12 protein-coding genes are annotated in these 11,705 nt (G+C 65.3%); 9 read left to right on the plus strand and 3 right to left on the minus strand.

Going from position 1 to position 11,705, the window contains the following annotated elements; translation table 11 throughout:
• Positions 1-3: 3 nt before the first annotated feature.
• On the minus strand, positions 4-1,743 hold the full coding sequence (locus tag ADT71_RS09295; RefSeq protein WP_054436369.1) for a cytochrome c biogenesis protein DipZ: 1,740 nt from the start codon (positions 1,741-1,743) through the stop codon (positions 4-6).
• Positions 1,744-1,899: 156 nt separating this feature from the next.
• Between ADT71_RS09295 and msrA the strand changes: the two genes are divergently transcribed.
• The 7 genes from msrA (at position 1,900) to ADT71_RS33385 (ending at position 7,534) form a co-directional block, all read left to right on the plus strand.
• Entirely contained in the window at positions 1,900-2,601 is a 702-nt protein-coding gene (msrA, locus tag ADT71_RS09300; RefSeq protein WP_054436370.1) for a peptide-methionine (S)-S-oxide reductase MsrA, read from the plus strand.
• Between the two features lie 76 nt (positions 2,602-2,677).
• Positions 2,678-3,253, plus strand: a complete 576-nt coding sequence (locus ADT71_RS09305; RefSeq protein WP_054436390.1) for a sigma-70 family RNA polymerase sigma factor — start codon at positions 2,678-2,680, stop codon at positions 3,251-3,253.
• The gene (locus ADT71_RS09310; protein WP_054436371.1) at positions 3,246-3,938 is read left to right on the plus strand and encodes an anti-sigma factor domain-containing protein; all 693 of its coding nucleotides are present in this window, start codon (positions 3,246-3,248) and stop codon (positions 3,936-3,938) included. Before ADT71_RS09305 ends, ADT71_RS09310 begins: the two co-directional genes overlap by 8 nt.
• An 83-nt stretch (positions 3,939-4,021) precedes the next feature.
• A complete protein-coding gene (locus ADT71_RS09315; protein ID WP_054436391.1) occupies positions 4,022-4,582 on the plus strand; it encodes a fasciclin domain-containing protein in 561 nt (186 codons plus the stop codon).
• Positions 4,583-4,666: 84 nt separating this feature from the next.
• On the plus strand, positions 4,667-5,173 hold the full coding sequence (gene msrB, locus ADT71_RS09320; RefSeq protein WP_054436372.1) for a peptide-methionine (R)-S-oxide reductase MsrB: 507 nt from the start codon (positions 4,667-4,669) through the stop codon (positions 5,171-5,173).
• A gap of 178 nt (positions 5,174-5,351) precedes the next feature.
• The gene (locus tag ADT71_RS33380; RefSeq protein WP_231635754.1) at positions 5,352-6,569 is read left to right on the plus strand and encodes a TonB-dependent siderophore receptor; all 1,218 of its coding nucleotides are present in this window, start codon (positions 5,352-5,354) and stop codon (positions 6,567-6,569) included.
• Positions 6,566-7,534, plus strand: a complete 969-nt coding sequence (locus ADT71_RS33385) for a TonB-dependent siderophore receptor (RefSeq protein WP_231635755.1) — start codon at positions 6,566-6,568, stop codon at positions 7,532-7,534. Before ADT71_RS33380 ends, ADT71_RS33385 begins: the two co-directional genes overlap by 4 nt.
• A gap of 79 nt (positions 7,535-7,613) precedes the next feature.
• Here the strand turns inward: ADT71_RS33385 and ADT71_RS09330 are convergent, their stop codons facing one another.
• Positions 7,614-9,032: a TonB-dependent siderophore receptor gene (locus ADT71_RS09330; protein WP_054436373.1), complete on the minus strand. Its 1,419-nt coding sequence runs from the start codon at positions 9,030-9,032 to the stop codon at positions 7,614-7,616.
• Positions 8,972-9,742 (minus strand): TonB-dependent receptor plug domain-containing protein, encoded by a 771-nt coding sequence (locus tag ADT71_RS09335; RefSeq protein WP_082370251.1) that lies wholly within the window; start codon positions 9,740-9,742, stop codon positions 8,972-8,974. Before ADT71_RS09335 ends, ADT71_RS09330 begins: the two co-directional genes overlap by 61 nt.
• Positions 9,743-9,939: 197 nt before the next feature.
• On the opposite strand from ADT71_RS09335, the gene ADT71_RS33390 reads away from it, so the two are divergent.
• Entirely contained in the window at positions 9,940-10,596 is a 657-nt protein-coding gene (locus ADT71_RS33390) for a M14 family zinc carboxypeptidase (RefSeq protein ID WP_231635756.1), read from the plus strand.
• Complete coding sequence (locus ADT71_RS33395; protein ID WP_231635757.1) at positions 10,512-11,684, plus strand: hypothetical protein; 1,173 nt, start codon at positions 10,512-10,514, stop codon at positions 11,682-11,684. Before ADT71_RS33390 ends, ADT71_RS33395 begins: the two co-directional genes overlap by 85 nt.
• Positions 11,685-11,705: the final 21 nt, after the last annotated feature.

Genomic DNA, 11,705 nt, shown 5'->3' on the forward strand with positions numbered 1-11,705 from the left:
TCCTCAGCCGAACGTGAAGGCGAAGGCCTGCACGCCCGGATCGAGGAACTCGATGGTGAAGGTCCGGTCGGTCACGGTGCCCTGCTGGCGAACCAGTTGATAGAGCCGCTGCGTGGTCACGGTGCCTTGCCCGGCCGCGTCCGCGTCCATGCCGTGATCGCCGCCCGGAGCCTTGCCGTCCACGGTGACGCGGAAGCGGACCGGGCGTCCTTGCGGCCCCGGCCCCAGCACGAGATGAAGATCGCGGGCATGGAAGCGGAAAGCGATACGCCCGCCCGCCGCATCCAGCGAGACGAACTCCGGCCCGGCGGTCCACGATCCCGCAATTCCCCAGTCATTGCGGCCGGGCAACTGCCCCAGCACATAGCTGTGGGGCCGGTCCGGCACATAACCGCCCGCCGAAGCGAAACGTTCGCCTCGTGAATAGCCCAGATAGGTTTCGGGCGAGCGATTGGTGGCCTTCTGCGGCGCCTCGCCCACGCCGGAGCCCTTGACCGCCACGACCTCCAGGCTGGGCGGGGCATTGCCGCTCTCGGCCAGCAGGCGCTGGATGACCCTTTCGGATTCCGCGTAATCCCCCTCGCCGAAATGATGATAGCGGATCCGTCCCTTGCCATCGATGAAGTAATGCGCGGGCCAATAGAGGTTCTGGAAGGCGCGCCAGATCGCGCGATCGTTATCGAGCGCCACTGGATAGGAAATGCCGAGATCGCGTATCGCGCGGCTCACGTTCGCCGGGTTCTTCTCGAAGGCGAATTCGGGCGCGTGAACGCCGATGACGACGAGCCCCTGATCCTTGTACTTTTCCGCCCATGCACGAACATAGGGAAGCGAACGCAGGCAGTTGATGCAGCTGTAGGTCCAGAAATCGACGAGGACCACTTTCCCGCGCAGCGCCTCGGCGGTGAGCGGCGGCGAATTCATCCATTCGCTCGCCCCTGCCAAAGACGGAAACGCGCCTTCGTCTCCCAATTCGGCCCGGCCGGCGCGCATGGCCGAAGCGGCAGGCGTACCGGGGCGGAACTTGGCGAGCAGCCTCTCTTCGACTTGCGCCGTGCCCGAAAGCGAAAGGCGGGTGAGAAGGCCGGTATCCAGCCCCAGCGCGATCGCGGCCACCCCGGCGAGCACCGCCACGCCCAGCACGCGGCGAACACCGTTGCCAAGGCCGATGGATCGCTTCATCGCCGCAAACACCTTCCCGCCCACCAGCAGCGCCAGCGCCAGCGAAGTTGCCGCGCCCAGCGCATAGGCGAGCAGCAACAGGGAGGTATGCGCACTGGCGCCGTTCAGCGCCGCTCCTGTCAGGACAAGTCCGAGCACCGGTCCCGCGCAAGGCGCCCAGAACAGCCCGGTGGCAACCCCGAGCAGGAGCGACGCGGAGAACGTGGCGGAGGAGCCGCCCACGTCTCCTTCCGCCGACCGGGACAGCCGCGCCCCCATCGCCACCAGCGGCCGGGTCGCGCGATCGGCCAACGACGGGAAAAGCAGCAGCAAGCCGAACAGCGCAAGCACCGCCAGAGCCACGATCCGCCCCAGGCCGTTGGCCTGAACCGCCCAGCCCCCGCCCACGGCCGCCAGTGTGGCAACGCCCGCGAATGTCACCGCCATGCCGATCAGCATGGGCAATCCGCTGCGCAGGAACGGCTGATCGGCCCGCGCGAAGACGAAGGGCAGAACTGGCAGGATGCAGGGGCTGATGATGGTCAGCACACCGCCCAGATAGGAAAGGACAAAGAGGATCATCGGCTGTTTCCTCCAACATGAAGCCTGCCGATCAGGCGCATCGGCGCATGAACCTGCGCTGTCCGCGATCGCATCGGAAACTATATTTTCGCGCCTGCATCTTTCCGGCTTTCCGGAACGTATCTTCCGGTACTCGAACTTTGCCGGGAGGACGAAATGAAGGCTTTTCCTTGCAGCCTCGTATTCCTTGCCTGCGGCCTCGCCGTCGCGGCGCCCGTTCTGGAGAGCCGCTCCACTGCGGCCCCGCAGCGCGCAGCCGTGCAGGTTCCCGCCCCTCTCCACGACAGTCCCAACCCCGCCAGAAGCGAAACCGCCGTTATTGCCGGTGGATGCTTCTGGGGAATCCAGGGCGTCTACCAGCACGTCAAGGGCGTGCGCAGCGCCGTTTCGGGCTACTCAGGCGGCGACCGCACGAACGCAAGCTACGCCGCCGTCGCAAGCGGGCGGACCGGACATGCCGAAGCGGTGCGGATCACTTTCGATCCGGCACAGGTCAGCTACGGCAAGCTGCTGCAGATCTTCTTCACCGTGGCCGCCGACCCGACCACGCGCGATTTCCAGGGGCCGGACCACGGCACGCAGTATCGAACCGCCATTTTCCCGCAGTCCCCCCGGCAGCAGGAGATCGCCCGGCGCTATATCGACCAGCTTGCGGCCGCAGGCGTCTGGAAGCGGCCGATCGTCACGCGCATCGAACCGTTCAAGGGCTTCTACCCCGCCGAAGCCTACCATCAGGACTTCCTGACGCTCCACCCCGATTCCGCCTATATCCGCGCGAACGACCAGCCCAAGATCGCCGCGCTCAAAAGGGCCTTCCCCGCGCTCTATCGCAGCACGCCCGTCCTTGTCCGGCCGTGAGCCGGCAGGCGACGAGCGACAATCGTTGATCTCCTCGCGGCGAACGGGCAGGATCGCCGCATCGGAGAAGCTGGCAGTGCGAAACGGGAGCAGCGCTAAACCAACGGAGGAGCGGGCAAGGCTCGTCGCCGCGCTCCATCTTGCCGCGGCCAGCGAACCCTCCGGCCTGCGCGCCGTCTACGAAATGACCGCGCCGAAACTATTCGGCATCTGCCTGCGTATCTGCGGCGACCGGGGGGCCGCGGAGGATGTCTTGCAGGATGTCTATGTAAAGGTCTGGCGCCGTGCAGGCGCATTCGATGCGGAGCGCGCCAGCCCGATAAGCTGGCTCGCGGCGATCGCACACAACAGCGCGATCGACTGGCGCCGGTCCCAGCATCGGCATGTCGCGGTGTCGGAAGAAATTCTGGCGGCCATCCCTGACGAAGCGCCCCTGGCGGATGCCGTGTTTGCCGATGAGCAGGAAAATCGGCGGTTGCTCGGCTGCCTGGAAGGGCTCGACAGCCACCAGTCCAACGCGATCCGGCGCGCCTTTCTCGATGGCCTGACCTACCAGCAGCTCGCCGACCAGTTGCAGACGCCGCTCGGGACGATCAAGAGCTGGATCAGGCGCGGAATGCAGAGACTGAAGGACTGCCTAAGCGATGGCTGACCCCGCCGATCCCTTCGGCCGCAGTGATGTGGCGGCGGAACTGGCTCTCGGCCTGCTCGAAGGCGAGGACCGCGCCGCCGCACAGCGCCTGCGCCTGTCCGATCCGGTCTTCGCGGGCGAAGTGGATGCATGGGCCGCGCGCCTGTCACCCCTGCTGGCGGCGATCCCTGCGGCAGAACCTCCAGCACACCTCTGGGACAAGGTTGCCGCCCGCATCGATTCCGGCGCGCCCCCGAACCCGGAACCGGCGCTCATCCGCCGTCTGCGTGCCTGGCGCGCGGGCGCGATTTTCGCCGCTTCCATCGCCGCCTGCCTGGCCCTGTTCATCCTCGTCCGTCCGGCCGAAGATCGCACGAAGATGCCCATGTCGGTTTCGCAACTGGCCGGGGCCGAAGGCTCCGCCACCATGGCGGTCGCTTACGATCCCAAAGCCGGAATGCTCCACCTCAGCCCCCATTCGCTGGGCGGCAACGGCAAGAGCCCGGAACTATGGGTCATCCCGGAGGACGGCGTGCCGCGTTCGCTGGGGGTCATGCAATCGGCGGTCCTGGCGATATCGCCCGACATGCGCCCGATGCTGACGGACGGGGCGACGCTGGCGATCACGCTGGAAGACAGCGCCGGCGCGCCGCACAAGGCACCCAGCACCGCGCCGATCCTCACCGGAAAAATCACCACTATCTGAAGGCCGCTGCGTCCATCGCCGCTTCGGCTCCGTATCTTCCGCGCATTCCAGAAGAATGGAGTGCGGGAAGAAGGATGCCTCAGATGAAAGTGCGATCCAGAACACTAGCAGCCCTCATCGCCACCGCCGTTCTCATGACCGGCGCGGCGGCCGTCGAAGCTAAGGACCCCATGGTCGGCGGGGCCGCGATGTATGCGAACAAGGACATCATCGACAATGCCGTCAATTCCAGGGACCACACCACCCTTGTCGCCGCGGTAAAGGCGGCCGGGCTTGTCGACACGCTCAAGAGCGCGGGGCCGTTCACGGTGTTCGCCCCGACCAATGCCGCGTTTTCCAAACTTCCGGCGGGCACGGTAGATATGCTCCTGAAGCCCGAGAACAAGGCCATGCTTACCGGCATACTGACCTATCACGTGGTGCCGGGACGGATGAGCGCCGCCGATATCGCCGCGAATGCCAAGGCTCACGGCGGAAAGGCCATGCTTACCACCGTGCAAGGCGAAATGCTGACCGCGTGGAAGGACAAGGCAGGCGCATGGTGGCTGACCGATGCCAAGGGCGGCAAGGCCAGGATCACCATCGCGGACGTCATGCAGTCCAACGGCGTGATCCATGTCGTCGACACGGTGCTGATGCCGTGAGATGATGAACCGGCTCATCCACGGGATTCCGGCGGAAGCCGACTTCCCGTGGACGGCCTCCGCAATCCTTCAGGATGACGGCCGATGAACACCCAGGATCAAGACCCCAAGGATCAAGGGCCCAGCCGCCGCGCATTCCTTGCCGGTTGCGGCTTCATCGCCGCGGCCCTCTGCTCGGCCCCATGCCTCGGCGCGGCGTCAGAGCCGTGGCTCTCGCTGTCGGACGCCCAATGGCGGGCCCGCCTGCCGCCGCCGGCCTTCGCCGTCCTGCGCCGGGGCGCCACGGAACGTGCCTATTCGAGCCCGCTCCTCGGCGAACACCGCAAGGGCCGGTTCCTCTGCGCCGGCTGCGCCCTGCCGCTGTTTTCATCGCAAACCAAGTTCGACACCGGCACGGGCTGGCCCAGCTTCCAGGATCATCTTCCCGGCGCGATCACCTTGCGGCAGGACCGCAGCCTGGGAATGATCCGCAAGGAAGTTCGCTGCGCGCGTTGCGCGGGGCACCTCGGCCATGTCTTCGACGACGGACCGCCGCCCACGGGCCTGCGCTATTGCATGAACGGCGCCGCGCTACGCTTCAGCGCGGGCTGACGGTCGCCCTTGAAGCGATACTGCGACCTATTTGCAACAACATAGCATAATCCGGCCGATAAATTGCTGTTCGTCCAATCGAACATTGCCAGTATATTGCATGTGAGAAGCATTCTCATTAGTGGCCGCCCCCAACTGATGCCGGGTTCTCCGGACATCGCCATGAGGGGAACCCAGAATGTCCGTCAGAGCCAAGATCCGCGCGTGTTGTTCCCTTTCATCCGTGCTCGCGATCAGCCTGTTGACGGCTGCCAATGCCCATGCCGCAGCCGCCACCGAAGAAACCGCCCCTGACGCAGCCGTTACCGAAGGGCCTGACCCTGACGCGATCGTCGTTACCGGCGCCACCGAAACGACGGGCCTCAGCCTTTCCTCGCGCGAGACGCCGCAGTCGGTCACGGTCATCGACAGCGAGCGGATGCAGGAACAGGGGCTCTACGATATCTCCGAAGTGCTGGAGCAGATCGTCGGCATCCAGACGAACCGATCCAGCGCGCTGGGTACGGACGGCACGAACTACACCGCGCGCGGTTTCGAGGTGAAGAACTACCTGGTGGACGGCGTTGCGCGCCCGAGCAACCTCTACGGCTTCACCGAAGACACCGCCGACATGATCGCCTACGAGCGGATCGAGGTCATCCGCGGTTCCGCCGGCATGATGACCGGCACCGGCCAGCCTTCCGCCGCGATCAACATGATCCGCAAGCGCCCAGGTGAAACCACCCGCGCCAGCGTCTCGGCAACGCTCGGCTCATGGGACATGTACCGGCTCGAAGGGGATCTCGGCGGCGCGGTGACATCCGATGGACACGTCCGCGCCCGCGTTGCCGGGGCATGGCAGGACAACCAGACCTTCATCGATCGCGAACACGCCAAGCGGCAGGCGCTCTATGGCGTGGTCGAAGCGGACCTCGGCCCGAACACGCTGCTGACCGCGGGGGTGGAATACCAGAACTTCCGCAACGAGGGCGCTTCACGCGGAGGCGTTCCGCTCTACTTCACGGACGGCACCCGGACGCACTTCTCGCGCTCCACCAACGGCGGCGCCAACTGGTCCGATTTCAGCCGCAAGAGCGTGAACCTGTTCGCCTCGGTGGCGCACGATTTCAGCCCGAACTGGCACTTGCAGGTTGATGCCGAGCACAAGTCCGGTTCCTACGACGAGACGATCGGATACTTCTTCGGCACCGCGATCGACAAGGACACCGGCCTTGGCGGCACGCTCTATTCCACCCGTTGGGCATCCGACCTCACGCTCGATGCGATATATGCCAACCTTCGCGGCACCTTCGAGGCATTCGGCCAGGAACAGCATGTCGCGCTTCGCTCAGCCACGCCCAGTTCGACGACGACCAGACCCCCTACCCCGGCTGGTGGTATGGCGGCGACTACATGAAATCGGTCAACGCCTTCGAATTCTTCGAGAACGGCGAGACCACCAAGCCCGACCTGACGCCCACCGGCGACCTTGCCGGCAATCGCATCCGGACCAGCGCCGCTGCCGGTGTCGCCCGCCTCAAGCCGATCGCCCCGCTCTCCGTGATCGCGGGCGGCCGACTTACCTGGTGGAAGGGCGACAGCTATGCCGAGGACACGTCAGGCATCCGCACCTGGACGCGGGAAACGGATGAAAAGGCCGTCTTCACGCCTTATGCGGGGCTCGTGCTGGACTTCAGCAAGACCATTTCGGCATATGTAAGCTATGCGAGCGTCTTTGAGCCGCAGACCCAGCGCACCGTCGACGGCAACGTGATCGCCCCGCTCGAAGGCAATACTTACGAAGCGGGTCTCAAGGCGGATTTCCTCGACGGCAAGCTGAGCGCCAGCGCGGCGGTCTTCCGCATGAAGCAGGACAACTATGCCATGGCCGATGGCCCCGGCATCTTCGCACCCGACGGCAGCGCCGCCTATCACGCGGTGTCGGGCATGAAGTCGACCGGCTTCGAACTGGAAGTGAACGGCGAGATACTGCCCGGCTGGCTGGTCGCGGGCGGCTTCGCCAATGCAAAGGCGAAGGACCGCGACGGCGTGCGCCAGTTGCCGCAAATCGCCAGGGACAGCTTTAAGATGTTCACCTCCTACCGCCTGCCAGGAAACCTGGAAGGACTGACCCTGGGCGGCAACTTGCGCTGGCAGGGCAAAACCACGGCGGAAGGTGAAGGGCCCAACGGCGAAGTCTACACGCAAGGCAGCCTTGCGGTCGTCGACCTGCTGGCTAGCTATCGCTTCTCGCAGCGCCTGTCGCTTGCGGTCCACCTCGATAACGTCTTCGACAAGACGTATTATTCGGGCCTCTTCCTCGGCAGCGCCCGCTACGGCATGCCGCGCAACGTCACGGTGACCCTGCGCGGCAAGCTGTAACCCGTAACCTGCAAGCGGGGCGCGCGACTGTCCCGAAAGGAACAGGGACGCGCCCGCAAGAAGCACTAACCGCGTTTCCTCAAAAGCGCATCGCCAACGATCCGGTGACGGAACGCGGTGCCCCCGGGTAGATCCACAAGGCGCTGTAGCTGCTCTGCGCGTAAGTCTGGTCGAGAATGTTGTCCACCTCGATCCGTGCCATAAGCTGCCGCGTAATCGGGTAAGCAAGGCTTGCCTTGGCCTTGAGGTAGCCGTCCAGCCTCAAGTCGCCGCCGTCGAGCGCCGCCGCGCGCGGCCCGACATAAGTGCCGCCCGCGCTCAGATCGAGGTCGCGTCCGGCCAGAGGCAGCTTCGCGAAAAGCTGCACGGTTCCGGAATGACGCGGAACGTTGAGCACGTCGCTGCCGGGAAACGCCGGATCGCGCGCCTCAGCATCGGTGTAGGCGTAGTTGCCGATCAGCCGGATGCGGGACGTAAGATCGATCTCACCATCGAACTCCACCCCTCGCGAACGGATGCGGCCCACCGTGGCGAGATAGTTTGCATCGGCGGGATCGGCCGCCAGGATATTGCGCTTCGACACACTGAACCAGCTTACACCGGCGCGGAAGGCGGTAAACACCAGCTTTGCGCCGATCTCATAGCCCTTCCCCGTTTCCGGCGCGAAGGCGTTGCCGTCCCTGCCCACGCTGGAGTTGGGCCGGAAGCCCTCACCCCAGTTGGCGTGAAACGCAATGCGACGATCGGGCCGGAAACGCACACCTCCGCGAAACTCCAGCGGCTTGCGCTTCATCCTGCTGGACTGCCCGGTCAGCCGGTTGTCGATGCTCTGCGAAAGACGCTCGTAACGCATGCCCGCCACGAAACTGAGACTGTCGGTCGCCTCCCACATATCCTGTGCGTAGATGGCGCTGGCCTGCCGGTGCTCCAGTGTCGACGTGAAAGGCGTCAGCAATCCTGCCGCGCCGCCATAGACGGGGTTCCAGACATCGATCGGATAGGAATTGTCGGCAGTGGGGCGGAAGCGGGCCTGCCAGGTGTCGAAGTCGAGATCGTACCACGTCACCCCCAGGCTGGGCCGATGCGTGCCGAATGCCTCGAACACACCGCGAAGCTCCGCCCGCGCGGACCGGTCTTCAAGATTCCAGTCACGCAAACGGCGCTGGCGGCGCACCGTACGATCGGCAAGCAGCGTCGAGGCTTCCGAGGAGAAGCCGTGGATGCGCGCATCGCGGTAGGCACCCCCGCCGACCAGCGACCAGCCCTGCCCCAGATCCTGCTCGACGGTGAGTTGATGCCGCCAGTTGGTCGATGAGACACGTCCGTCGCCAGGCTCGCCGAGAAAACGGTCACGCGGCACCGCTTCGGTATCCGTGCCGATAGCCGGGATGCCCCGGTCAAAGGGGGAGCGGAAGGCGATGTACTCGCCCTGGTAGATCAGGGTCGTGCCCGGCGCGAGGCGCCAACCGATCGAGGGCGCGAAGAGACGGCGGCGCAAATCCACATGGTCTCGGAAACCGTCGCTGTTCTCGATCGCGCGACCAGCCGGATGGCAAGGTTTGCGGCAAGCAGCGATTCCACGTCGCCCTCCAGCCGCCAGGTGGCGAAGGAGCCCGCGCTCGCGGTCATCGTGCCGCCCTGCTCGAATTGCGGCTTCTTGGTCACCACGTTGACCGCGCCGGCCGGGTCCACCGAACCGAACACCGCCCCCACCGGGCCTTTCAGCACCTCGATCCGCTCGACATTCGCGGGATCGCGCGGCGGGCCAAAGCCGCGATTGGCAAGAAAGCCGTCCACGAAATACTCCGCGCCCGTATCGGGCGTGCCTAGAAATCCGCGGATCGCGTAATTGTCCCGCAGCCCGCCGAGATTGTTCTGCTGGGAAATGCCGCTCACCAGTTCCAGCGCATCGGCGAGGCGGCGGACGCCGTAATCGTCAAGGATCGTCCGGTCGAGGGCAATGCTCGCCTGCGACATGCGCTCGGTCACGAGGTCTGAACCGTTTACCCGGTCGATCCGGCTACGACCAAGCACCACGATCTCGTCCACCGAGGCGTGGTCGTGATCGCGATCCTCTTCCCGGGCACGCGTCTCTTCGTGATCGGTTTCGGCGGCAAGGACCGGGAGAGGCGCCGTGGCAGCACCAAGCATGAGAGCGGCACCAAGCACGTTGGAAACCGGACGATCGGGCATTTGCGGGGTCCGCATGGTCTAAGCGCTTTCTGACAAAGTGTTGCCCGCGGCCGATTTTCGGCGGGAGCAATTGCGTAATGATATATTGTCACATAAAGCCGGTGCCGAGCTACGCAAGATCAAAAAAGGCCGAAATCGCCGTGCACAAATCGTCTACCCCATCGCGACGCCTGCGATGCCCGTCTCGCTCCCTGAGAGGGGCGGCAACGGGCGTGATCGGCCTGCTCCTTGCCATCGGCCCTGCAGCCGCGCAGGAGCGCCCTGCGCTCCCGCCGGTGTTGCCCTGGTCGGGGAAAAGCGAAAGGTCGATCGCCCGGATGGACGATCCCTGGATCACCCCCGCCGAATGGGCCGGCTTCCGGAAAACGCCCAGTCACGAGGAAACGCGGGCCTGGCTGGAGAAGCTGGTCGCCGCCTCGCCGCTGCTGGCGCTGGAGAACTTCGGCAAGAGCGCCGAAGGCCGGGATCTCTATCACGTCCGCGCCAGCAGCGGCAGCAACAGGCCGGTCGTGCTGATACAGGCAGGCATCCACGCTGGCGAGATCGACGGCAAGGACGCCGGTCTCATGCTGCTGCGCGACATTGCGCTGCGCGGCAAGGCAGACCTGCTCGACAAGGTCGATCTTGTTTTCGTTCCGATATACAATGCCGACGGCCACGAGCGCGCCAGCCCGCGAAACTTCCCGCACCTGCGCGGCCCCGACAATCCGGGCACGGTCGCCACGGCGCAAGGTCTCAATCTCAATCGCGACTATGCCAAGCCGATGCACCGGAAACGCAGGCGATGCTGTCTCTCTTGCGCCGGCTGGACCCAGTTCTCTACATTGACATGCACGTCTCGGAAGGCTTCGACCACGCCTATGACGTGACGTACACTTCGGCAGGCTGGGGGCGGCATTTCCAGTCGCAGGCGATAACCGAATGGCTGAACGGCCCGTTTCGCAGCGGCGTGGATGCCTTCCTGCGCGGGATGGGACACAACCCCCATTTCTATCCGAGCGCCAATGACGACCGCGATCTCGACAAGGGCCTGCGCATCGCCGCCGAAGGACCGCGCTATTCGACCGGCTATGGCGACTTCGCGCGCATACCGACGGTCCTTGTCGAAATGCACAACCTCAAGCCCTACCGCCAGCGGGTGCTGGGCGCCTATGCGATGATGGAAGCCGCACTGCGCCAGACCGCCCGGGACCTGCCGCACTTGCAGGGAGCCATTTCCCGCGACCGTGCCGAGCGTCCCGAAACGCTCGCCCTGCGCTGGCAGCGGGATGACAGTCCGCTGGAATGGATCACGTTTTCCGGCGTGGCGCACGAGACCTATCGCTCCCCGGCCACGGGCGAGATGGAACTGCGCTACCTCGCCAGGCCCCGCCAACTGCGAATACCGGTGTTCGGGCAGAAGCCCGTGCTGACCGTCACCCTGCCCGAAGCCTGGTGGGTTCCTGCGGGCGCCACCGAAGTGATCCGGCGGCTAGACCTGCACGGCATCGCCTATGAACGCATCGAGGCTCCGCGCACCCTGGATCTCGACATGGTGCGGCTGATCCACGCCCGGCCCGGCCCGGTGAGCGAAGGACGCATGACGGTAGCCGGCGAGATGATTCACGAGACCCGCCGGGAAACGATGCCTTCAGGCTCCCTGCGCATTCCGCGGGATCAGCCGCGCGGGCTGCTTGCCGCCGAATTGCTGGAACCCGAAGCAGTGGATTCGTTCCTCGCCTGGGGCTTCTTTCCCGGCATGATCCAGATGCCGGATACACCTGACCGCCTTGCCAGCCTGTCCGTGGCGGAAGAACTGCTCCGAGCCGACCCCCAGGTTCGCGCCCAATTCGAGAGCAGGCTGGCGCAGGACGCGCAATTCGCGAACGATGCCGATGCGCGCCTTGCCTGGCTTGTTGCCCATACGCCGTTCGGCGACGACCGCGCAGGGCTCTATCCCATCGGACGCGAATTGTAGGCAGAGCGCCGTACCGTATCC

The sequence above is a fragment of the Novosphingobium sp. ST904 genome (assembly GCF_001298105.1).
In the GTDB taxonomy this organism is placed as follows: Bacteria; Pseudomonadota; Alphaproteobacteria; order Sphingomonadales; family Sphingomonadaceae; genus Novosphingobium.